Here is a 23970-nt window from a genome sequence, read left to right on the forward strand (position 1 = left end):
TGATCCTATGTATTAAATACGAAATGCTAATTTCTAAATCCTAAACAAATTCGAAGTACGAATATCACTCCCGACGGTCGATTTTGAGATTTGGATTTGTTTCGAGCATCAATATTCGTGCTTCGGATTTCCTTCTTAGACTGTCCTTGGGTCTGTAATTGTTCCCGTTATCGCCGATGCCGCTGCTACTGCGGGCGAACAGAGATACACTTCGCCGGTCGGATTGCCCATTCTTCCCTTGAAGTTTCTGTTGGTGGTAGAAAGCGCAACCTCGTTATCGCCAAGCGCGCCTTCATGCACGCCAAGGCACGGGCCGCAGCCGGGATTCATCACGACAGCGCCTGCGTTCATGAATTCCGAAATATAGCCTTTCCCCAATGCTTGTCGGTAGATCTTCGCCGAAGCAGGAAACACCAGCATGCGGACATTCTTCGCAACCTTCTTGCCGTGAAGAATTTTCGCCGCAATCTCCAGATCGTCAAGGCGGCCATTTGTGCATGAACCGATAACGATCTGGTTCACTTTCACGGTGTTGATCTTGTCAATGGGTTTCACATTGTCAACTGTATGCGGGCATGCAATCTGCGGCTTCAAATCCGATACATCAATATTGATGATCTTTTCATACTGTGCGCTCGCATCCGGTTGCACGAGCTCGACGTCATTCGTTACTCCGGCCTCATGACGCAAATAGCGGAGGGTTTCATCATCGCCGGGAACAATGCCCGATGTCGCTCCGGCTTCAACAGACATGTTGCACAACACGAGCCTGCCGGATGTCGGCATGGCATCAATCGTCTCGCCGCCGAACTCAATCACCTTGAAGTTTGCCCCTTCCGCCCCGATCTTTCCGATCAAATGCAGAATCAAGTCTTTGGCGCTGACGAACTCGGGAAAATGTCCCGTCACGTTCACGCGTATCGTCGCGGGCACCTCGACATTCAGCACCGTGCCGAGCGCCCACACGCTCGCCATTTCCGTTGCGCCAATGCCGAACGCAAACGCGCCAAGCGCGCCGTGACTCGTCGTGTGCGAGTCCGTTCCGACAACAACATAGCCCGGACGAACATAGCCGTTTTCCGGAAGGATCTGATGACAAATCCCGCCGACATCGCCGCGAATATCGTGGAACTTGCGGATCGCGTACGATGCAACAAAGTCACGGATCTTCTTCTGGTTCGTTGCCGTCTTGGGAGATTCGGCGGGCACGCGGTGATCGAAAATGATCGCGACCCTGTCATGATCCCAGACTTTCGGTTGACGATCGGTTCCTTTGTAGATTTCCAAGAATTGGTTGATAACCAGCGCTGCATTTTCGTGCGACATCGCCAAATCAACTTTCGGCTCGACAACTTCTCCCACTTTCACCGATGCGCGCCCCGTTGCTTTCGCCAGAATTTTCTCTACGACAGTCATTCCCATAGAATCCTCATTCGTATCAATAGATCATGTTTGACTCACACCACCCCTTGTTGTTTCAACGCTTCAATCTTCTCACTTGAATATCCGATCTCACGCAAAATCTCATCGGTATGCTCGCCGAGTGTGGGCGGCGGGCATTCGACTTTGCCGGGCGTCTTTTCGAATTTCGCCGTCAAATTGAACAGCTTCAGTTCTCCAATTCCTTCAGCAGGAATTGTCGCAATCGTCTCACGATGCTTGATCTGCGGCTGCTCAAGCGCATCCTGCAGGCTCAGAATCTCGCCTGATGGCACACCGCGTTTGTTCAGCACTTCAACCCACCATTTAGTCGGACGCTCTTTTAGCTTCGCTTCGAGCAGCGGCGTCAACTCTTTTCTATTCTTCTTTCGGACATCACGCTTTTGAAACCGTGGATCGGTTTTTAGTTCCGGCACGCCGAGTTCTTCTGCAACGGCTTCCCATTGTTCCTGCTTGTTGGCGGCAATGTTGATGTAGCCATCTTGCGTCACAAACACGCCGGACGGCGCGGCAGTGAAGTTGTCGTTGCCCATAAGCACAGGCGGCTGTTTGCCGATGAGCCAGTTTGCCGCAACCCAGCCCATCAGCGGCATGATCGAATCGAGCAACGCGATGTCAATGAATTGTCCCTCGCCCGTTCGCTCGCGATAAAACAGCGCGGCCATGATTGCAAAGGCAGCGTTTAATCCACCGACCGTGTCGCAAACAGGGAAGCCCGCACGCAACGGATTCAGCCGTTCGTCGCCGTTGATGGCCATCTCACCGCTGAGGCCCTGAATGATCTGATCGTACGCGGGCTTCATGGCATCGGGACCTGTTTTGCCGAAACCCGATATGCCGCAGTAGATGATTTTCGGATTGACGTTCTTCAGCACGTCGTAGCCGACGCCGAGCCGATCCATCACATCGGGACGGAAATTTTCGACGACGACATCGGCTGTTTTCACGAGCTTCAGGAAAATGTCCTTCGCTTCTTCTTGTTTGAGATTGAGAGTAAGAGATTTCTTGTTCGCGTTCTGTGCAAGAAAACTCGTTCCCATCAGCTTCTCGTTCAACTCCGGAACGTTGCCGAGCTTCCGGGCAAGATCGCCATCCTTCGGATTTTCGATTTTAATGACTTCGGCGCCGAGCAACGACAGATGCAGCGTCGCAAACGGTCCGGAGAGGACGTTCGTGAGGTCGAGGACTCGTATTCCTGAGAGAAGTTTTTGATCAGATTTCATAGCACATTGTTGCTTGCGCGTCCATTCAACGATTGATACCTCCCAAGGCAAAACTCAACGTTCCGCTGAAACGCGAGAACCTCAGCTTGACAATTTTCGGGATACAGCCGAAGGAGAACGTCATCGCTTGATTGGTGTTGAACGTCAAATCCAACGTACGATACGAAATACTATCGGCTTGGATTTCAACTGAAGCGACACCCGAAGAATAGCCCGCTACTGCAAGACTGAACGCAAGCGAATCACACGTAAACGAGAGCGGAACACTCTGCTCCAGTGTGAAGTTTTGCGCGCTCACGAAATAACTGAACCCGTTTGGTCCGCTCGAAAACGACGGGTTGTTGAAGCTTCCCGGCTGCACAACTTCGTTCTTTGTGCATGAGAGGGAAAGCACTGTCATTCCGACAAATAGTAAGGCAAGGAGAGACTTTTTCAGAGGGGACATTTTACACCTCCTGAGTCCTTTGATGAATAATTCGACCAGTTCTATGCACCATTCCCGGCATCTCTCTTCCGAAAAAGAGTGCAATATCTGCTGCCGTAGTAATCAAATTGTCGAGAGAGAGATCGTCGCGCAGACCCATCTGGTGCAGCATGTGCACAAAGTCCTCTGTACACGTATTGCCACCTGCAATTTTCGTGAACGGGCAGCCGCCGAGTCCCGCCACCGACGATTCGAACGACGTTACGCCGACCTTCATCGCCGCATAGCAGTTGGCAAGCGCAAGGCCGTACGTGTTGTGAAAATGACAGGCGGCTTCAATGTTCTCGTCATATTCTAAAATTGCGCTGAACATCTTCTCCACGTGATCAGGCGTTGCGTGTCCGGCGGTGTCGGCAAGACTGATGTTGCGGAGTCCTGCTTCGAGATACTGTTCAACTATTTTCATCACCCGTTCCTGCGGCACATGTCCCTCGTAGCCGCAGCCGAACGCAGACTGCACAGAAACCTGCACCTTTCTCCCCGAAGCTCCCGCCAGCTTCGCCATTTCAATGATGCGGCCCGTCGCTTCGGTAACAGACATTCCGGTGTTCTTCTTGCTATGTGTCTCGCTTGCCGAAACTCCCATGCAAATCATCTCGACGTCGCATTCAAGCGCCCGTTCCAACCCCTTCTCATTCAACACAAGGGCGGAGAGAATTGTATTAGCCGGCTTCTGTCCAAGGAAGTGACTGAACAGCTTATCCGTATCCGCCATTTGCAGTACTTTGTCTGCACGAACGAACGATCCGACCTGAATGATGTCCACGCCCGATGCGATCAAACGCTCGATCCATTCAATTTTCTTCTCGAGCGGAACAACCTGCTTTTCCATCTGCAAGCCGTCCCGCATTCCTACTTCATGTATGATGATGTCTTTCATGACACCTCCGCGTCAGAATCTAATACGCTACATGCTGTGCGATGGCATTTGCCATATCGAGCGTCGAGCTTGTTCCGCCCATGTCGTACGTGCGGACTTTGCCCTCTTTGATTACCGATGCAGTTGCTTTCTCGATGCGTTCTGCTTTCTCCGTCTCGCCCAACCAATCGAGCATCATCTTCGCCGCGAGAATCGTGGCGATGGGATTCACTTTGTATTGTCCGGCGTACTTCGGTGCTGAACCGTGAGACGGTTCGAACACAGCAAGCTTCTCCCCGATATTTCCCGAACACCCGAACCCCAGGCCTCCGACCATTTGCGCGCCGAGATCGGAGATGATGTCGCCGTAGAGGTTTGGAGCGACAAGCACATCATAGCTGTGCGGATTTTTCAGAAGCCACATGCAAATCGCATCAACGTTGGCATCGTCCATCTGGATTTCGGGAAAGTCCTTCGCCACCTTCTTTGCTTCTTCGAAGAAGAGTCCGTCCGTTGCGCGCACGACGTTCGCCTTGTGAACAACGGTGACTTTCTTCCGCCTGTGTTTCCGTGCAAAATCAAACGCCGCTCGAACGATCCGCTCCGAACCTTTTTGTGTGTTCACCTTGCAGGAGATTGCATAGTGGGTTAAGGGCAGATCGTTGAACGGCGCAAATGGTTTTGAGATTCTTGCAAGAACATCGGCAAGTTCCTGCGGCACGGGACTGAATTCCACTCCGGCATAGAGATCTTCCGTGTTCTCGCGGAATACAACAATATCAATTCCTTCTCTGAAATTGAGAGGATTGCCCGCGTATGCTTTGCAGGGACGCAAACATGTGTAGAGATCGAACAGCTGTCGCATGCGGACGATGGGCGAACGGTAGGTTAATCCCTTCCCTTTCAATTCGGGGACGAGTTCCTGCTCGGCGGCTTTCACCGGTTTGGAAGTGATCGCGCCGAACATCGCTGCATCAACGTTCTTCAGCAAATCGACTGTTCTTTGCGGAAAGGCATCGCCTTCTTTGCACCAAAACTCCCAGCCGATATCGCCGTGGATGTAGTTCACGTCGATCTTGACAGCATCCAACACGATTTTCGTTGCGTCCATGACATCCTTCCCGATACCATCGCCGGGAAGCCATGCGATATTGTATTTTGCCATGCAAATCCTCTTTCATTCAATAGTGTTCAGTATAGATAGTTCTACAGCGATGCACATCGCCACGATGGACGATGAGAATTCCCACGCCATCACGGCGATCAGCGATCGTAAATAAGGAACAGAATACTTCTACGCCTTCGCGGCCGAATGCGCCTTGTGTTCTTCCCACGAGTGAATCAGCGATTCGGCACCTTCAACGCCGAGGCCGATTCCCAACCCGATGAGAAGTCCGTCAACCCAGTTGTCGCGAAAGAGGGATGCCGGCAGCATTTCCACTCCGGTAAGTACCGCAACCAACAGTGTCAGCAACACAAACATGATGCTATACACGAGGGCAACAACCGTGAATTTCGCCTGGCGGAAATGTGCGAGCTTGCGCTCGAACGTGAATGCGAGCGCAACAACAGGCATGTTCACCCCGAACGACCAGACAAGCGCGTTCACCCACGGAAACCACGCCGTTCCGATGATGAATTGAACCGTACTCACAACGATCGCTGCGACCACCGTTTCCGAAACGTTGCGGACGTGATAGAATGCAAAAATGAATGAGCCGCTCAACCCGAACGAGAAGAACGCAAACGCCACGGATTCCGGTTTCATGACGCTCCCGCCATAGAAAATCAATCCCACAGCAACACTCGCGGCAGTTCCTGCAAACGTGATAAGAAAGAGCCTAAAGATTTGTGTCCAGTTTAGTTTCATATCAGCCTCCTGTGAAAGAGTTGATTACTCCTGTATGCACAGCACGCAAGCGATGTGGAGTAGTGCCGCTTGCGCTTGTCGAGATGGAACTCACCTCCTTGCGAGTTCGTTACGAGTTCCGTTTCTACGGTCTCAATCCGCCATGCCGGCTTCTTCCTGCCGTTCGATGCGGAGTTCCTCCAATTCCTTCCGCAACGCATCCGCATGACCTTGTTCCATTTCGGAGAGTTGCAGCAGCATCTCCCGCGTGTGCGGATTGCCGGCCAGTGCGGCGGCATTTTTATAGTAGTCTCGCGCGTACTCTTCATCTGCTATTGCGAATTCGAAGATTTCCTCCAACGTCGCTTCTTTCCAATCTATGTCGTCATGTCGCTGATGCGTCATGCTTGCCTCCGTTTGTCAGGTGAAGCTGTCCGTTATGCGGTCAATCGCATCGAACTTCGCTGCAAGAATCGATCGTTTTTCCTGAAGCAAACGCAGCGAATGCTCTCTGTCCTTGATCATGTCCTCAAGCAGGACGCGTACATCGGGGTAGTCGCAGTTCTCGGCAAAGCGTCTGTATTCTTTGATCGCTTCCTTCTCGCGATGCTCGGCGACTTCCAGCGCGCTGCAAAGCCCTTTGCACGAGTGAACGCAGGTCATGTTCATGATTCATCCTCAGTTATGATTACGAATTGGAGATTACAGATTACCGTGGGAGAACCTCCGCAGTAATCCGTAATCAGTAATCTTATCTATACTTCAACATTCGCCACCAACTCCTGTCCGCGGCGCAACGCTTGCTCATTCAGCGGCAGCAAGTGATGATAGCGTTCGGGCAACACCTTCTTCAGCGCCGCCATAACGGAATCCAACGCAACGACGTCTTTTCGAGCGAGGAAAGCGCCGAGCACGATCATATTCATGATTTTCGAATTCTTCATGTTCGATGCTTCTTCACTTGCCGCTATCGGCTGCACGTCGATATCCGTACGAGTCGGCGGATTGATAATGTTGGTGGATTCGTAGATCAGCAGGCCGCCGGGTTTTACCGCCTTCTCGAACTTGTCGAGCGAGGGTTGGTTCAGCGCGACGACAGTGTCAAACGTCGTGATGATCGGCGAGCTGATGCGCTTATCCGATACAATCACGATGCAGTTCGCCGTTCCGCCCCGCATTTCGGGTCCATACGACGGCATCCAGCTGATTTCTTTCTTTTCAATCATAGCGGCATAACCGAGCGTCATCCCCATCGAGAGGACGCCCTGTCCGCCGAAGCCTGCGATAAGTAGTTCGTGTGTCATTCTTTTCCTGTATTCATATTAGAAATAAATACTCAAGCCGAATTTGACGGCGTTGCCGCTAATCTGCCATCCCTTTGAGGTTCTTTCGAACTTGAAATCATAAAACGTGTTCGTGGAGTTCTTCGACTTTTCCGACACTGTCTCCGTGGAATACCTGACGGACAAACCGTACTCCGCATGAAGCGAGAACCGCGTTGAAGCAAACCATTCAGCTCCAATGAGCCCTGAAGCTCCGAAAGACCATGTTGTGCCCTGCTGTTCAAATGTCCTTCCACTAGAAGCTGGATTAAGCAAATCCAGATCATCAATCTGACGAGTAGCCCTTGAATGCGATACCAAAGGTCCAAAACCAAAGTACAGATTCACCTCATCCTCCGGATTGGGATAAACATGATATTGTGCATCAATCTGAATGTTTTGGCCTGTTCTCGACGTGCCCGCAGTGTTTCCTCTATACATCGTATCAGCTGCGAAATAGCGATAGTCTACATCCTCCTTCGATCCATCAATTCCAATTGAAATTCCGAATCGAAGTGCGCTATTGGGACCTAACTGGCATTTCCCAGAAATGGCTGTGCCTTGGAACGACGTAAGGGTTAAGTTGTTGCTGATTTGAAACTGCAACGCCCAAGCCCCTTCCTTGAGCGAGTTGTGAGATTGAGTTTCCTCCGTCTGTGCAGAAACACGTACTGCGCCGAACGAGGCCGCAAGCATCACAACGAGGACGATATGCGAGTAGTGTTTGCGTAGCATGATTGAATTCTCCTTCTTCGTGTTGTCTCTCCGTTTGAATAGCGGTTGAAAGTTTTTTACTTCGGAACCTTGATTTCTCCGGGAGGATAGAGCGGGAACATATTCTCCTCCATCCACTTGTTTGCCTGCAACGGCGTCATCTTCCAGCCGCTCGGGCAGTTGGAAACGACTTCGATGAAGCAGGTTCCCTTCTTTTCTTTTTGATATTGGAATGCCTTCGTGATCGCCTTCTTCAGATAGCGAACGGCATTCGGTGTGTGAACGGAATTTCTGCTCACGTAGTATGCGCCGGGAAGCGTTGCCACCATTTCGGTAATCTTCATCGGAAAGCCGGCAGTTTCCACCGTGCGTCCGGCGGGCGATGTTGTGGTTTTCATGTTCAGCAGCGTTGTCGGAGCCATTTGCCCGCCCGTCATGCCGTAAATCGCGTTGTTGATGAACACCACAAGAATATTCTCGCCACGGTTGACGGTGTGAATCGTCTCGGCAGTTCCAATCGCCGCAAGGTCCCCGTCGCCCTGATACGAGAAGACATATTTGTCAGGGAGAATGCGCTTGATTCCCGTCGCCACCGCCGATGCACGACCGTGCGCGGCTTCCTGCATGTCAACGTTCATGTAGTGATAGGCAAAAACCGAGCAGCCTACCGGCGCAACGCCGATTGTCTGCTCCGCAATGCCGAGTTCATCAATCACTTCCATCAATACGCGATGGGCAACGCCGTGTCCGCAGCCGGGACAATAATGCAAACGCATGTCGGTAAGCGTGTCGGGTTTTTCGTACACGCAATCCATGTTTGCGATTTCGGGTTCGATCAAATCGAGAGTTTCGAGTGACATATCAGTATGCCTCCGCGGTCTGTGCTACATTCTTCCGTATCAATTTGTCAAGCGCTTTGACAATTTCTTCCGGCGATGGGATAATGCCGCCCATGCGTCCGTAAAACTCAACCGGCACGCGGCCCTCGACGGCAAGCCGAACATCTTCCACCATTTGCCCGGCGTTCATTTCCACAGTCAGCATTCCCTGCACACGCCCGGCAAGATCAGCCAACGCTTTGGAGGGAAACGGGTAAAGGGTTTGAGGCCGCAACAGCCCGACACGAATTCCCTGGTCACGCGCCAACTCTACTGCACGATGCGCGATGCGCGCAACGAGTCCGTACGCGACAATGAGAAACTCTGCATCGTCTGCATCCATCAATTCGTAACGAACCTCGTTCTCCGTCACTTTGCGGTATTTTTCTTGAAGATGGAGATTGATCTCTTCCATCTTTTCGGGCTGAATATGCAACGACGTGATGATGTTCCGGGGACGTTCTGCCGGTTTGCCGGTTGTTGCCCACGGTTTCACAGGGACATGATCTTTGGGATCATACTCACGGAATTCGACCTTCTCCATCATCTGTCCGAGAGCACCATCGGCAAGAATCATCACCGGATTGCGATACTTATCCGCAAGATCGAAGCCGTCGAACACAAAGTCCGCCATTTCCTGCACGCTCGCCGGGGCGAGAACAATAAGCCTGTAGTCACCATGCCCGCCGCCTTTCGTTGCCTGGAAGTAATCACCCTGCGACGGCTGAATGGTGCCGAGGCCGGGTCCGCCGCGGTTTACATTCGCGAGAAGACAGGGAAGCTCGGCACATGCGATGTATGACAAGCCTTCCTGCATGAGACTGATGCCGGGACTTGACGACGAAGTCATGACGCGGGCGCCCGCGCCGGAAGCTCCGTACACCATGTTGATCGATGCAACTTCACTTTCGGCCTGCAACACAATCATGCCGCGCTTTCGCCCTTCGTCGGCGAGGTACTCCAGCACTTCCGACTGCGGGGTGATAGGATAGCCGAAGTACGCCTGGCAGCCCGCACGGATAGCGGCTTCTGCAAGCGCTTCGTTTCCTTTCATAAGTCTGATGTTGTCATTGTCAGCCACGTTGGTTCCTTTCTTCTTGCAGTGAAAATTAACAGTTTGAACATCCGTGAAAACACAAAACGCCGAAGGCACGACCATGCTGACTCCGGCGTTCTGATTTTGAAATAACATTTTCTCTTCTTGTCACATGACGATGAACCGTCATGCCGTTTACATCAAGGATGATACATCATCTTCAAGAAACATCCGTCATACCGGCTTTCTACCGTGCCTGCGTCTTCTTTCGTCGCCGGCGCATCGGCGGAAACAGCGGCCTGCGGCCCCGTTCATCCTCCTCCGTTGTTCCCTGAAACACCCATGCAATCACGTACACGAACGCGAGAAAGCCAAGCACAAGCGTTATGATTTTGATGAAGGCTGCGAGTTCCATGGTTTCCTCCTTTCGGTGGAATGATTCGGCCAGGCTCTACGAGACTGTAACCGTGATATCCTGCTTCACGTTGCTGATCGTCGCAACAGGCGTTTTGCCTTTCTTTTTCTCCCGATAGACGGTAATCACCGCATCGGGACACACGAGCGCACAGTTGACGCAGCCTGTGCAGTTATCCTTCACAAGCACCGCATAGTGGTACCCTTGCTTGTTGAGATGGGGTGATAGTTCGATGCTTCCCTGCGGACACGCTTCGATACATAACTCACACCCTTTGCAGGTTTCAACTTCAAATTTGACTGTTCCTTTTGCCATGTGTTCTCCTTGGTTCTGCGCTTGTCTAACACGTGAAATACTGTTCTCTTGCGAAATCCTCCAACTCCGGCCGGAATTTCGGATGCGCTATACTGATCAACAACTCAATACGTTCACGGACTGATTTGCCGTGAAGATTTACAATACCGTATTCCGTGACAACGTAGTGAACATCGCCACGCGTTGTTGTCACTCCGGCTCCCTCTCTCAGATGCGGCGTGATGCGGGAAACGGTATCATCCTTTGCGGTCGAAGGAAGGGCAATGATCGGCTTGCCTCCTTCGGAACGTGACGCCCCACGAATGAAATCCGTTTGCCCGCCGAAACCGCTGAAGAATTTGTAGCCCATCGAGTCGGCACACACTTGTCCGGTCAAATCGATTTCGATTGCCGAGTTGACGGCAACCATTTTACGGTTGCGCGCAACCGTAAACGGATCGTTGGTGAACTGTGTCGGGCGAAACTCCATAAACGGGTTATTGTCGATATAGTTGAACAATTCGTGCGAACCGAGCACGAACGAAGTCACGGTTTTCCCGGGCAGTAATGTTTTCCGTTGGTTGGTAATCACGCCCGACTCAATCAGCGGAATGATGCCATCCGATACCATTTCGGAGTGAATGCCGAGATGTTTTCTATCGGTCAGGAACTTCACCGTTGCATCCGGGATGCGTCCGATGCCGAGTTGCAACGTTGAGCCGTCCTCAATCAGACTCGCAACATTCTCGCCGATTTTCCTGTAATTCTCCAATTCTTCCGGCGTTTCGTCACCTTCCATCTGCGGAAGCTCGCGCAGGGGCGTATCCACCTCAACACAATAATCGATTTTGTTGATATGAATAAAGGAATCACCGAGTGTCCGGGGCATATTGGAATTGATTTGGGCAACTACAACTTTTGCAACATCTGTTGCCGTCTTTGTGCATTCAACACCGACTCCAAAACTGCAATATCCGTGTTCGTCGGGCGGCGAAACCTGAATGAGCGCAACATCAATACGGTAGTTCTTGCTTTGAATCAGTGACGGAATTTCCGAAAGAAAGATCGGTGTGAAATCCGCCCGGCCCTCGCAGACCGCCTTCCGGACATTCTTTCCGATAAAGAATGCATTGTGCCGGAAGTGTCCCTTCATCTCGGGGCGGACATACACCGCTTCGCCGACGCCGAGCAAATGACAGACTTCAACATCGAACAACTCTTCGTAGCGCCCGACCATCGCATCCACCAGCACCTGCGGAACAGCACAGCCGGGATGAATGTAGACGCGGTCGCCCGAACGGATAACAGAAACGGCTTCTTCCGCACTGACGAATTTTCTTTCGTATTTTGATTTTATTGCCGGTGAAACTGAACTGTAGTGCATACTCCTGTTCGATCCTTTCCTGCAACTAATGGGTTTCGTCTAACGATACTGCAAGATCCCTGATGATATCTTCCGGTTTCTCGAGTCCGGGCGCCAGGCGAATTCCGCCGGGATTCATTCCTGCCGCCATTTGTTCTTCGGGAGGAATTGCCGAATGCGTCATCGAACCGGGATGCTCAATCAGCGTTCTGATGTTGCCGAGACTGACGGCAAGCGTGATGCAATACGCGTGCTTCGCCACGTGGTTGATGAAACGTTCTGCACGCTTGAGGCGATCGGCCGGACTTTCGCCCTTCATCACGAAGTAAAGCATCGCGCCCGGGGCAAAGTTGCCGTCGTAGTCAACCATTTGGCGTCGCGCCAGTTCCGCTTGACCAAATTGCGCCAACCCCGGATAGTGGACACATTCAATTTCCGGGCGCGTTGTGAGAAACTCTGCAACCCTTTGCGCGGTTGCCTGCATTTGTCGCATCCGGACGGCCAGCGAGGGCAATCCCTGCACAAGCACGGGCCACGCCGCCTTCGACGACAACACGCCGCCGAAATCTTTGCGGTACAACATCAGCCTGTCATGACTCCACTTCGGACCGATGACAACTCCGCCGATGTCGGTTCCGAATCCCCCGATGGCTTTTGTGAGCGAGTGAACGACGAAGTCAATCCCCAAAGAAATCGGGCGCTGGCAGAACGGTGTTGCAAACGTGCTGTCAACAACCGTATAGATCCTCTCTTCTTCCGATCTGTTCCGGTTCAAATCTTTCACAATATCCGCAACGGCTTTCAAGTCAATGAGGCGAAGTGTCGGATTGACGGGTGATTCGAGATATACAACACGAGTGTTTTTTGTGACGTGACGGAGAATCACATTCGGATTCGTCATGTCAACAAACGCTGTTTCGATCTTGAGCCGGGGATACCAGTTCGTCAACAGCGAGTACGTGCAGCCGTACAACGTTTTGTGCGCAATGATCTCGCTGCCGCTTCCCGTCAGCATTCCTAAAATGCCTGAGATTGCCGCCATGCCGCTTGCAAACGTAACGGCAACATCCCCGCCTTCAGCATACGCGAGATTCTCTTCCAGCATATCCTTGTTCGGTTCGCCGAGCCTGTCGTAGATGTAAATGGGAGCCTTACTCCTGACGGTAACTTCGTCGCTTGAATGCGCAAACTCCGCAAATCCCTCTGCGCCGCGTTGTGCCGAGTCGAGACGGAACGTTGCCGACGACGAGATGGGCGGGAGAAGATGGTGGCTGTAGTCCCATCGCGGATTTTGCGATTGTCCATAGATCAAATGAGCTTCAACCGAATGGCCGTCTTCTTTCTTGTTGAGTTTTTCTGTCGATTTCATAACATCACCGTAGACTTGTTTATCAGCGCAAAATGCAATCTTCCACCGGTCTTCTCGGACTCGGCGCCGGTTGGTCCAACGAATACCCGATGCGGAGCAGAAGTTGCGGCAACATGCCCAAGCCGAGTATCTTCTGCAGGTGCAGTCGTGCTTCCGGTATTTCGATCGGCATGTTGAAGAAGCTGAATTGCAACCCGTCACGCGTCAGGCCGAGAAGAATTCCCTCCAGTGTTTCCCCGACGCCAAGCCATGCCGGAATGGAATCTTCACTATACAGAACGAGAAGCGCCGGCGCCTCACGGCAGAGGCGCTCGTCGTGCTTTGCCCGTATTCCACCCATATCAATTGTCTTCACTGCCCACGGCGCAACGGTCGAAGGCAAATCACCGATTCCAAAGGAAGCGCCCGTCATGCCGTCGGGCTTCTGTGTTGCGTTCGGACGAAGCCATTCGCCGAGTTCCTTTCTGAATTCCGGATCGGCCTGTTGAAGGCGGTCGGCGTGTGCTACCAGTTTTGCCACCGCTGCATTCCTTTTCGAATCTGTCGAGATGAAGATGGAAGCCTCCGATTCTTCTCTCGCTTCGCGATATCGTTCCATTATTACGTCCGGAACACGTGCCGCCAGAAACGCATTCCGGTTGGTGTGCCGACGGGCAATGACAGGAAACAACTGCTCAATCTTTTTGTCTCGATTACTCTGCAACGAGGGAGAGAGGGAGACAAAGGCAATCGGCATTTCGCTGTCGCCGCTGAAATTGTAATCCGCACGGACATCAAACCCGAAGTGAATTGCGGCAATGCGCAAATTCATAATCGCCGCTCCGACACCCATCAACAATTCCCTGTTGCTCGGATCGGCAACCGGAAGCCGCCGTGTGTAATCCGCATACACGGCAATCCCGTTATCGAACAGCCGGAACAACCAAGGTTGCGTGTTGTGGCTCGACGGTGCAAGAATTGCGTATCGCAGCAAATGCGTGAACCGTTCTTCATGAGGCCCGTTTTGCGGAAACGCGAGGTTCTCCACTTCATACGGGGTTCTCAAAGGATCATACGCGTCTGCCTTCATCACTTGTATATCATCAACCTCGATTGTTGCCATGATCATCTTCTTGAAGCTGTGGCTCAGCCACTTCATCTTCCGACCGGATTGCGTCGAGCGGGCAATCTTCTTTCGCCTCCAATACCAATTCTTCTTCTTCACTGTCAACAGGCTGCTTTCCGACGAAGTATGTGTTTGTCGGTTTGTGAAACTCGAAATTGTCGGGTGCCACAGCCGCGCAGTACGCGCAGCCGTCACACTCTTCTGTTGTGTGATATTTTCCCGGCACATTCTCCGGTAGTTTCGCCGCTTCGCTCATGGTGTTTACGCCTCCTTCAAGCGTTTGAACATTGCTATGAAAAATCCGAGGGTCATGATCACCGTCCCCCCCCAGAGAAGATTGATATACGGTTTGATGCTCGCTTCGACCACCAGTGTTTCCGGTGTTGACGATTCAGACTCGCCGTCGCGATGGAGCGTGACTGTTATCGTGGAGGGCTCAGTGCCCATCCCGACATTCAATGACACAAGCTGGATTTCGCCGTTTACCAGCTTGGAGGGCGTCGAGGTGTAATGGGGTTCTCCGTTGCCCGAATAGTGCATCGCAGGGACAACGGTTTCGCGTGCCGAACCGTTAGTCAATTCAAGCACCGATCCGATGGTCATACCTTGCGAGCTTGCCGCCATTCCTTCCTGCGAATGGTCATTCATATCAAACTTGACGAACTTTGCTTTCACGTCACCCCATACAACGGTTTCGCCTTTCGGCATCGTGTACGTGTCGTGGGTATGTGATGCATGCGCGTCGTCCTGCTGCAGGGAAACAGGTGAGACGTACACATCCTTTGTCAGAAACGACACGATGTCCGGGTTACGCATCAGGCCTTGCTGGCCGGCATCGAACATGACCGGATCGAGCAGGAATGTCTTTCCATCTTTTTCCGCCGCCACATGAAAAGCAAATTTGCCATCCCCGGTCGGGTGATAGCCTGTGTATGTCATCGTATAACCGAGAACCTGCTGCGGCTGATTGAGGGGGAGGGAAAGGTGTTGCGAACTGCTGTACTTGCCCGTCGCAATGATACCGAGGAACATCAACGCAAGCCCGAGGTGGGCAAACTTTCCGCCGAGCAGCAACACGTTGCCGTTCATTGTTCGCGCGCCGGTTTCTATGTTAACGAAGAACGCAAACGTAGCAGAGAAGGCGAACAGTGCAAACATCCAATCCCTCACGCCGATAAACCAGAGCACCGCCGTAACGACAACCGATGCGAGAAGGGACATCATTGATCGTTTGAGCATTGACTTCCACTCATCAATTCCCCATTGCACAAAAAGACTGAAGCCTATCAACAACCCGATTGCAATGCCGATGGGCAGATGGGTCCTGTCGTAGAACGAGGGCTCGACGGTTGTTTTCGATACAATCGGCAGACTCGTACCGAACAGAACAACAGCCGCGCTGATGAGAAGAATGATCATCCCCGCACCAAGCGCTGTTTCCCTGCTGATGAACGCTGTTTCTCCGTTTTCCGGTCTCAGTTCTTTCCTGCGGGCCGCCATCATGCCGAGCCCGAGAGCCGCAATGAACGCGAGGTACATCACGAGCAACGAATACACAAACATACCGGGATCGGCAAACGAGTGAACGGACGAATCGCCCAACACTCCGCTGCGCGTGAGAAACGTGCTGTACACCACCAGGAAGTAGGAGATGATTGCAAGGAAGAGGTTCGTGCGAACAAACTTCCCGGAACGCCGCTGGGCGAGCAGCGTATGAATAAGCGCAACCGACGTAATCCAGGGAACAAGCGATGAATTCTCGACGGGGTCCCAACCCCAGTAACCACCCCACCCCAACACTCCGTACGCCCAATACGCACCGATGATAAGACCCATGCCGAGTGACACGGAGGCAAACAGCACCCAAGGGAATGCCTGCAGAATCCACTCCTGATAGTCCTTTCGCCACAAGCCGGCAACCGCGAAGCTGAACGGCACCGACATCGCTGCAAACCCGACGAACAGCACCGGCGGATGGATGACCATCCAGAAATTCTGCAACAACGGGTTCAGTCCGCTTCCGTCAGGGGGCATGTGACCAACCGCAGCATCCGGAAACATTTCCCACAAATGGATGAACGGAGTTTTTACCACGAGCAACAACAAGAGAAACGACTGAAGTGCCATGAACACACCCATCACATACGGCTCCGTTTTGCGTTTTGCCGTAAAGGGCGAAAGCCAAAGAGCTATCAACGATGAACAGAGTGCCCAGAACAGAAAACTCCCTTCCTGCCCTGCCCAGAATGTCGAAGCAAGAAGAAAGAACGGCAACGAACGGTCACTGTAGCTGTACACGTAACCGTTTGCAAAATCGTGATTGATAATGAGTGCAAGAAGAAGTGCCGATGCAGCAAGAATACTTGCCACACTGAGCTTCATCCAGACACGGGCGGGATAAAGAAGGAACCGCTGATGATTCGCATTACGATAGTAGTTGAGGCTCGCCACCAGTGAAGTGACCAACGCCAGAACAGTGACCCAGAAACCGAGAACAGTCATTACAACCTCCAGAATGAATACATGAACACACGGTATCTATAGGTCAACCCGTGTGCCACTGCCCGCCGCAGGCAAACTGCAAATGCGGGCGCTATTCACGACTTTTTGACGTGATGAAAATTCCAACATTGTTGAAATTCCGATTCGTGGGAAACATTTTGCAGGAGTGATAAAGGCAGGAATTACCGGATTTGCGCCGTGCAGGCCCGGTGGCAGCAATCCATTTCAGGCCACAACGAGCAGGCTTTCACAATCCGTATCTCTTTGGGAATGAGAACTGAAGAAACGGCAGCAATCCTGGGGGAAACTGCAACTGTTGCTTGTTGTTTCTTTTCAGGGCAGATGACAAGTTTGCCGCGACTATAACGCTGGTAGGTATCCACTATTGTGGGCATCGCAATCGAGATTGCCACAAAGTTGATGAGAAAGCTGATGACAAACAGAAACTCAATCATCTGATCACCCTATCTGCTTGCCGCGATATGTGATCGCTTCTGAGTTTCTTCAATCACCTCCACGATCAGCGGGAAATACCGGTCGAGCGCACAGTCAACCTCCTCGCGCAGCGAACAACTTCCGTTGGACGATTGATGTTTGCATGAGCCGCATACATGCCTCCGCAACTGTTCCTCGTACGGAATAATCGAATGGCTGTACACAGAATTGACAGCTTCAATAACCGCGGGCAAGTATTCCTTCATTGCGCAGAACCCGTCTCCCGCGATACGGCAGTGACCGTCTCCACTTCCATCGAGGCACCTCACACAAATCCTCGCTTGAAATGCCTCCCAGTATTCTTCTCGCGTCGGCATAACTACAATCCTTTCGCTCAACGGAGCATAAAGCGCTTTCGTCTGCTACCCGGATGCCGCGTCTTTCAGTGCAAACTTAAACGGTATAGACACCCATACTCTTACCGGCCCTTGATTCATCACTGCCGGGGTGAATACAAATCCCATAGCGGCTTCAACCGCCGGATCGTTGAACAGTTCGGCGGTTGACTTTATCACAACCGCTTTCTTCGGCAAGCCATCTTTATCCACCAGAATCTTCACCCACACTGTCCCTTCCAGTCCGGCGCGGATTGCCATATCGGGATACTTCGGGATGACGCGCTTGACAATCTGCGGCTGCTTTTCAACAGGAATGAAGGCATCCATCTCCGGATCATCATCAATGAGAATATCCTGCTGTATCTGGACGCCTTCACCCACTCCGGCGGCTTGCTCAAGCGCGGGTGATGGTGTTGCACTCAGTTCGGCTTGCGTGGCGAATGTTTGTTCGGCGGTCGCTTCCGCATCGGGTACCGGGACGGGAACGCCGATGGACGGCTTAACGTTTGCGGCAACCCCAACTGCGGGCGGCGGCGGCACAGCCGAGATGGACGGAGGCGGACCAAGGTCGCTGTACTTCATAATGCGCACAGATACCATGGGAATATCGTCTTCCGCATTCAGGTATTTGATCAGATAGTACGAGCCCAAGAAAACCGTGTGGACAACAAAAGAAATCACCATACCCTTGAAGTAGTTCTTGTGAAAAACCTTCTTCAGTTCCGATCGTCCGTAGGTCATCTTTTGTGCCCCGGCCTGAGCCGTAGCGGTGATTGCTTCATCTCTCATCGTAATAACTCCTTCCGTTTCGAGCGTGTGCCTGCAGGGAAACCGTTCCCCTTTCATGTAAACCGCAATACTAATGCCAGCAAAAGGAGGGGGAAAACGCCATAAGAGGAAGAGAATAGCGAATCGAACGCGTTCATTTTCTCAATACTGAGAATCCAAACTGATGGAAAGAAACAGGGAAAGGGTGTACTACGGACGCCCTCCATCGGAAATTCGAACGAAAAGAGGCTCGAATATTACCGCGCAAATGCAGCGGCAACGAGAAGGAGAAACAGAAAGGGTAACACGAGCGCAACAAGGCACATCTGAATACGCATGGAAGTAACCACTCCGAAATGTATATCAATTCAACACTTGATGGGGCAATTGATGTGCCATTCCGAGGACACATGATTGGACAGTGAATGACAGAGTATGCACAAGAAGTGAAGCTGCGCCTTCCTAAATCTGGGAAGAACGCCGCGCCCGTTCCTAAAAATGAAATGTCCCGTCTGCCGGAAGGCAAACGGGACATTCACGTCATCCACTATGCTGCGGATCAATAGTCGATCTCAGCGCCGCCGATATTGAGCTTGCCGTTTATGTGTTTGGAGGGATTGATGATCTGTGTGTTGGCATTGACTACATCGCCATGGCAATTCGCGCATGTCCATCCCTGCGGAATAGGAGGATGTGACCCGCCTTCAGCCGCCGTTTTCGGAAGGGCGCGCAACATCAACGTCGGGCGGGATACATCGCCGTGACATGTGCCGCATGCCATCTGACTTCCACTCGGATCGTTCCACACGGGGGCAAACTCAGGATTCCCATTCTTGAAGTTCCCGTGACAATACGTTGACGAGCATTTCAACGTAATCGGGTCGTACACCGGGTTCGGTGTGAACAAGGGAAGATTCGGGCTGTAGTTCGGAGTCCCGGGCTTGTTCGTGACTGTACGGGTGAGTGTGTTATTCATAATCACTTCAGCACCGGGAGTTTGATCGATATGACCCGGAGCATACGTCGGCCCCGGAACCGCATGGCACTCGTTGCAGAGAATAGGGAATGCCAGCGAACTTCCCAGAAAATGAATCTGATGGGCACCGACTCCGCGTGCAGTCCGCGCCGTGTTGCCGCTGAGATCACGCGGCGGTGCAGGATTCGTTGTGCCATGACACGTTACGCAATTTTCCGGTCCTCCGGGTTGATTATGGCACGTTCTGCAAGACGAAGGCACTGTACCGCCGGCGTAACTTGCCCCGTGGCAAGTCTGACACGGACGCATATCCCAGTTGTTCGCTGCAATTGCCTTGCCGTGAAAGTTGGGAGATGACGGATCTTCAAATCCGCGGCCGTGAATATTCGCCCCCGTCGCGTTATGACAGGTGATGCAGGAAACCTGCGAGCTGCCGCCGTTATAATCCTGCCCGTGACACACAAAGCACGACGCAACGGTCGCGCTGCCGGTTTTAAGAACCGTGCCGTGGAAATTCGTCGACGCCGTGTCGAGCCAGCTGTCGAGGTGAACCTGCGTTCCGGGTGAAACCGGGGGCAGGCCCTCCTTCAGTTCTGTGCAGCCATTCCAGAGAACGGCTGCACCAAAGATGATTGTGAGAAGTACAATTCTCGTTTTCATATTCGTCACCACGTTAAGGTGTTCGCAATGCTTGCAGAGATGAGTTGAGCAATGCCTGTGCATACTTCTTATTGTGCATGCCGCGGCTCATGTCATGTTCAATGAAGAAGTAGTTGTAGAGAGCCCCGGCTTTGTAGGCAGGGGATATTCGTAACGGGTTACCCCCACTTGCATTGATGCTTCCCGATGCGGTCACCCAATTCCGCTGGCGCAGCAAAGTGAACAAGGAATGCAGCGAGTCTTCAATTGCCTTTTCGGATGCAAGCAACGTCGCCTTCGTGAACCCGCCCGTTCCGTGGCAGCCGCTCACGTTACATCCTGCCAGAACGAACAACGTATCTGTTCCTGCTTCCGTTGACGAATACCGGATTTTCATCGTGTGCCCGCCTCCGCGTCCGGCACCGAGATCGGGCGGATAGACTTGCGAGGCCATATGGCACGCCACGCAACCTTCTTCCTTGATAGCGGTGTTCAATGTGTGACCGGAATTTTCATACGCCGTTCCCCGGAACTGGAAGCCTCCTGTGCCCATCAGCATCTGCGCCTGAACACCGTAGTGCGGGTACCATCGCGATGATGTGATGACAATGGTATCGGAAGCAGCATACTTCGAGGTATCGGGCCTCGGACTCAATGAACGGGGCTGGTGGCATTGTGCACACACGTTTCCCTTGCCATAATCAAACGTTGCAGCGGAGTACCCAACAATTGTTGAGGCAAGTGTCACCGGATTGGAACTACGGAGAGAGAAGTCACCCCGTGAGTGCGGAGAATGGCAGGCAAAGCATCCGGGTGGGCTGGGGTTGTTCTTCGGCGCCACGATCTGCGATGCAAAATTGTTCTTCCATCGTTCAATAAAACCCTCGGTCGTGTGACATCCGGCGCAATCGGGGCCGTTGCGTTCCAGATCGCCGCCGTAGGCATGCAGCGAACGCTCCCATTGATACCGGCGTGCCCACAGGTAATAGGTCGTATCAATATCGGGGTTATGGCATGAACCGCAATTGATGTTCGGTGCAAATCCTTCGAGGTTCAGAACGCCTGTGGCCCCGTCTTTCCCGTCCTTTCCGTCCTTGCCGTCGGACCCTGCCGGTCCTTCGCAACCGAAAAGCACAAGCGCAACTGCGACCAGCACTGCAAGCAATGCTAATGGGGTGAATGGTTTTTTCATGACGATGTCTCCTTGTGATTCGAAGTATATTCGACTTTGCTTTCTCAACAATCTGTTACTGGAACTACACTCTACCGGACCCGGCCATTATCCATATGGCACGTGAGACACGACGGATCTCTTCCGGTTACATCATGACAGGTGATACATGTTTCCATATCGCGCCGGGCTTCTTCGGCGTGCAGCCCGCCGCCTGAGCCGCGTCCGAGCGTCGTGAACCCCGGAATGCCATGCGATGCAGGTTTAAACCGCAGCTGTGAAATGTTGCCTCCCGTGCTGTGGCATTCTGTGCAGAATGTTTGCACTGAATGGCATGATTGACAATCTGCTTCTCTCGCTTTTGCATCAATGCCGTGCGTAAAGCGGTAATTCAGATCGTGAACGTTCTGCAATAATGTTTGCCTGGGCGAATCCTTTGTCGAGGTTTTGTGTGACGGTTCTGTCGCCAAATCTCTGCCGCGACCGTAGCTGTACGATTTCAATCCCGGATCGAGATGGCATTGCTGGCAGAATGTTTCCTTGTGACACATCTGGCAATCGGCGTTCAACGCTCCGAGACGCGTCATATCGCGATGGTTTCTCGAGAAATCGGATCGTTCATGGTCGGGAGGAATCAAAGTAACAAAATTCGTGTGGCAGGCTTCGCAGGTATTCGTGGCCTTCCGGTCGTTGTGGCATGTGTTGCAGGTCGCCATCGAGGGGAAATTCGCCGCCGATACGTTGGCGACGTTTTCCACGCCGGCGTGGCACGTGGCGCATTCAACCCCCTCCATCGCAACGTGTGCTTCATGCGAGAAAATCAGGTCCCGTTTCACCTGCGGTGCAGCCTGGAAATCACTGGTGTTTTTGTGGCAGTACCCGCATTGAATCATTTCCGGATCGTTTACCTGTTCCTCATGGCAAGTGATACATGCATCATGATTGGCTGCGAGATTGTCGGATGTGAGTTTGCTGGTTTTCGCGGCCGCGTGGCAGGTTGCGCAATCTTCAATTCCCGCTTCTTTGATGTGGAACTCGTGCGAGAATTTCACCGTCGGGACTCTGCCCACTTCAGGAGAACTCCCTCCTGCACTCAGCGGAGATTTCTCCGAAAGAACAACAACGCCAAGCCCGACGGCACATGCAACGAGAAGTATGATGTATCGGCGTATCATAATCTTATCCCTTTACTTGGAAACTCAACCATAGAAAAAATCGCGTCTGCCTCCATGGTTACATGGAGGCAGACAGGAAAAAGACACTCAGCCAACGGCTGTTCCGCATGCCGTGCAACGTCAGGCGGATAATTCGCCACAAAGTTGTATTGCGGGTTATTTCTCTCAGTGTTCATGCAGAGTTCTTTGCGCGTCATTTGTGTCTTTGATTCACAGCCTATCAGAACTGCGTTGTAAACCAGTAGTTGACCTTTCCAAAAACACGGATGTCACTACGGACAATTTTGTTCTGCAGCCACTGTCCCTGCAGGTCGAACGAAAGCTGCGACATGGGACGAAACGTTGCGCCGAGAGTTGTTGCAATGCCCTCTTCACGCTTTGCGTACTTGTCCAGTTTGTACGTGATGTACGCAACCCCCAGCGAGGGGACGAACATATTGTCGAAGAAGGGGTACGTTGCCTGGATGCTTGCATTATCCTGCTCGCCGGCATACCCTGTTGTACCGCGATACGACAATCCGATGTAGCGGTGGACAAGGCCCACCGTATAGCGGAAACCCTTGTCGTCGGAGTACTTCACGTACGCGCCGCGGGCAAACGCCCGCACGTCGGGGAACATGATGTAATCGGCGCCGAGCTCAAATTCATCCACCGACTTCAAATCGAACAGCGAGAAGAACGAATTGTACATCACCCGCGGCTCACGACGAATGAAGTCGCCGCTGACACTCAGGTCATCGAACAAGCCAAGCCGGATACCCAACTGGCCGCGCTGCATTTTCTTGAAATTCAAATCATAATCATACCTGCCGTACACACGGGAAGCGCCGAACCGGTACGACACATCGCCGCTGACGTATTGTTCCTTTTCTGTTTCGGGCATGACATAGACAAGAAAGGGATTGAACAGCGAGTCGGCACGGGAGGCCCAATATCCGATTCGCTCACGATTGCGGTTGATATAGCTGATGCCTACGCGTGCATTCTCGATTGCATTCACGAGGAACTGGCCGCCAACGGTAAAATTGTTTTTCAACTTCTTCCACTCGCGCAATTCGTACTCAACCGGAGTCGTTTGACCGCCGTAGGCTGTAAACCGGAATTTATTTTCCGCAAAACGGAGTGTCAGCAATCCGCCATCGATGGTCCCATTGCCCACACCGGCAAAATACGGAACACGTCCGAACGAAAGATCAGCAGTGTTGAAAATATTCTTCCACTGTCCGTACACATAGTAAAAGCGATAGTCGGGACGTTCATCGAGCGTCTTCTGCAACATTCCCGATACTTGGAAGTGCGTGTGAATACTGAAGTCGGAGAACGCCGCATCGAGAATCGCGGACTGGAACCCGCGCACAAATCTCTTCGAGACATCGACCGTATCGTACTTCTCGTACGTGTAGAACGAGCCGATTAAGCGACCGTTGATGACCTGCGCCGGGGCACTCGCTTGAACCAGGAACGAAATAAGTGCGAAAGAAAGAACGAAAGGAGTGAACGTTTTCATAGGTATCTCAGTAGTGTTTGAGATAGGATATGTCTGTTGCACGGCAAC

Annotated in this window: 26 protein-coding genes; all 26 read right to left on the bottom strand. The window is 52.4% G+C overall.

What is annotated here, in order from left to right; genetic code table 11:
* Positions 1-135: 135 nt before the first annotated feature.
* The 26 genes from KF749_03240 to KF749_03365 all read right to left on the bottom strand — a co-directional run bounded on the left by KF749_03240 (position 136) and on the right by KF749_03365 (position 23922).
* Entirely contained in the window at positions 136-1422 is a 1287-nt protein-coding gene (locus KF749_03240; GenBank protein ID MBX2990164.1) for a 3-isopropylmalate dehydratase large subunit, read from the bottom strand.
* Between the two features lie 35 nt (positions 1423-1457).
* The gene (locus KF749_03245; GenBank protein ID MBX2990165.1) at positions 1458-2663 is read right to left on the bottom strand and encodes a CoA transferase; all 1206 of its coding nucleotides are present in this window, start codon (positions 2661-2663) and stop codon (positions 1458-1460) included.
* A gap of 25 nt (positions 2664-2688) precedes the next feature.
* On the bottom strand, positions 2689-3108 hold the full coding sequence (locus KF749_03250; GenBank protein ID MBX2990166.1) for a hypothetical protein: 420 nt from the start codon (positions 3106-3108) through the stop codon (positions 2689-2691).
* Between the two features lies 1 nt (position 3109).
* A complete protein-coding gene (locus KF749_03255) occupies positions 3110-4027 on the bottom strand; it encodes a hydroxymethylglutaryl-CoA lyase (GenBank protein MBX2990167.1) in 918 nt (305 codons plus the stop codon).
* A gap of 19 nt (positions 4028-4046) precedes the next feature.
* Positions 4047-5171: an isocitrate/isopropylmalate dehydrogenase family protein gene (locus KF749_03260; protein MBX2990168.1), complete on the bottom strand. Its 1125-nt coding sequence runs from the start codon at positions 5169-5171 to the stop codon at positions 4047-4049.
* Positions 5172-5300: 129 nt separating this feature from the next.
* On the bottom strand, positions 5301-5876 hold the full coding sequence (locus KF749_03265; GenBank protein ID MBX2990169.1) for a hypothetical protein: 576 nt from the start codon (positions 5874-5876) through the stop codon (positions 5301-5303).
* Positions 5877-6008: 132 nt separating this feature from the next.
* A complete protein-coding gene (locus tag KF749_03270; protein MBX2990170.1) occupies positions 6009-6260 on the bottom strand; it encodes a hypothetical protein in 252 nt (83 codons plus the stop codon).
* A gap of 15 nt (positions 6261-6275) precedes the next feature.
* A complete protein-coding gene (locus KF749_03275; protein MBX2990171.1) occupies positions 6276-6524 on the bottom strand; it encodes a hypothetical protein in 249 nt (82 codons plus the stop codon).
* A gap of 86 nt (positions 6525-6610) precedes the next feature.
* Positions 6611-7159 carry a 2-oxoacid:acceptor oxidoreductase family protein gene (locus tag KF749_03280; GenBank protein MBX2990172.1) on the bottom strand — a complete coding sequence of 183 codons (549 nt, stop codon included), beginning with the start codon at positions 7157-7159 and terminating at the stop codon, positions 6611-6613.
* An 18-nt stretch (positions 7160-7177) separates the two neighbouring features.
* A complete protein-coding gene (locus KF749_03285; GenBank protein MBX2990173.1) occupies positions 7178-7912 on the bottom strand; it encodes a hypothetical protein in 735 nt (244 codons plus the stop codon).
* Positions 7913-7968: 56 nt separating this feature from the next.
* Positions 7969-8751: a 2-oxoglutarate oxidoreductase gene (locus KF749_03290; GenBank protein ID MBX2990174.1), complete on the bottom strand. Its 783-nt coding sequence runs from the start codon at positions 8749-8751 to the stop codon at positions 7969-7971.
* Between the two features lies 1 nt (position 8752).
* The gene (locus KF749_03295; protein MBX2990175.1) at positions 8753-9928 is read right to left on the bottom strand and encodes a 3-methyl-2-oxobutanoate dehydrogenase subunit VorB; all 1176 of its coding nucleotides are present in this window, start codon (positions 9926-9928) and stop codon (positions 8753-8755) included.
* 124 nt (positions 9929-10052) lie between these two features.
* The gene (locus KF749_03300) at positions 10053-10220 is read right to left on the bottom strand and encodes a hypothetical protein (GenBank protein ID MBX2990176.1); all 168 of its coding nucleotides are present in this window, start codon (positions 10218-10220) and stop codon (positions 10053-10055) included.
* Positions 10221-10256: 36 nt separating this feature from the next.
* Positions 10257-10535, bottom strand: coding sequence for a 4Fe-4S dicluster domain-containing protein (locus KF749_03305; protein ID MBX2990177.1), 279 nt, complete (start codon positions 10533-10535; stop codon positions 10257-10259).
* A gap of 25 nt (positions 10536-10560) precedes the next feature.
* Positions 10561-11898, bottom strand: coding sequence for an acetyl-CoA hydrolase/transferase family protein (locus KF749_03310; GenBank protein MBX2990178.1), 1338 nt, complete (start codon positions 11896-11898; stop codon positions 10561-10563).
* Between the two features lie 25 nt (positions 11899-11923).
* Positions 11924-13246 carry a PLP-dependent transferase gene (locus KF749_03315; GenBank protein ID MBX2990179.1) on the bottom strand — a complete coding sequence of 441 codons (1323 nt, stop codon included), beginning with the start codon at positions 13244-13246 and terminating at the stop codon, positions 11924-11926.
* Positions 13247-13268: 22 nt separating this feature from the next.
* Positions 13269-14348 (bottom strand): hypothetical protein, encoded by a 1080-nt coding sequence (locus KF749_03320; protein ID MBX2990180.1) that lies wholly within the window; start codon positions 14346-14348, stop codon positions 13269-13271.
* Complete coding sequence (locus KF749_03325; GenBank protein ID MBX2990181.1) at positions 14329-14607, bottom strand: ferredoxin; 279 nt, start codon at positions 14605-14607, stop codon at positions 14329-14331. Before KF749_03325 ends, KF749_03320 begins: the two co-directional genes overlap by 20 nt.
* Positions 14608-14612: 5 nt before the next feature.
* Positions 14613-16853: a cytochrome c biogenesis protein CcsA gene (gene ccsA / locus KF749_03330; protein ID MBX2990182.1), complete on the bottom strand. Its 2241-nt coding sequence runs from the start codon at positions 16851-16853 to the stop codon at positions 14613-14615.
* Between the two features lie 182 nt (positions 16854-17035).
* Positions 17036-17308: a hypothetical protein gene (locus KF749_03335; protein MBX2990183.1), complete on the bottom strand. Its 273-nt coding sequence runs from the start codon at positions 17306-17308 to the stop codon at positions 17036-17038.
* Between the two features lie 9 nt (positions 17309-17317).
* Entirely contained in the window at positions 17318-17665 is a 348-nt protein-coding gene (locus KF749_03340) for a hypothetical protein (protein ID MBX2990184.1), read from the bottom strand.
* A 45-nt stretch (positions 17666-17710) separates the two neighbouring features.
* Positions 17711-18475, bottom strand: a complete 765-nt coding sequence (locus tag KF749_03345) for a TonB family protein (GenBank protein MBX2990185.1) — start codon at positions 18473-18475, stop codon at positions 17711-17713.
* A 538-nt stretch (positions 18476-19013) separates the two neighbouring features.
* A complete protein-coding gene (locus KF749_03350) occupies positions 19014-20090 on the bottom strand; it encodes a CxxxxCH/CxxCH domain-containing protein (GenBank protein MBX2990186.1) in 1077 nt (358 codons plus the stop codon).
* A gap of 13 nt (positions 20091-20103) precedes the next feature.
* Positions 20104-21261 (bottom strand): hypothetical protein, encoded by a 1158-nt coding sequence (locus KF749_03355; GenBank protein ID MBX2990187.1) that lies wholly within the window; start codon positions 21259-21261, stop codon positions 20104-20106.
* 71 nt (positions 21262-21332) lie between these two features.
* The gene (locus KF749_03360) at positions 21333-22415 is read right to left on the bottom strand and encodes a cytochrome C (protein MBX2990188.1); all 1083 of its coding nucleotides are present in this window, start codon (positions 22413-22415) and stop codon (positions 21333-21335) included.
* 220 nt (positions 22416-22635) lie between these two features.
* The gene (locus tag KF749_03365; protein MBX2990189.1) at positions 22636-23922 is read right to left on the bottom strand and encodes a hypothetical protein; all 1287 of its coding nucleotides are present in this window, start codon (positions 23920-23922) and stop codon (positions 22636-22638) included.
* Positions 23923-23970 lie beyond the last annotated feature (48 nt).

The organism is Bacteroidota bacterium (assembly GCA_019637975.1).
In the GTDB taxonomy this organism is placed as follows: domain Bacteria; phylum Bacteroidota; class Ignavibacteria; order UBA10030; family UBA6906; genus CAADGV01.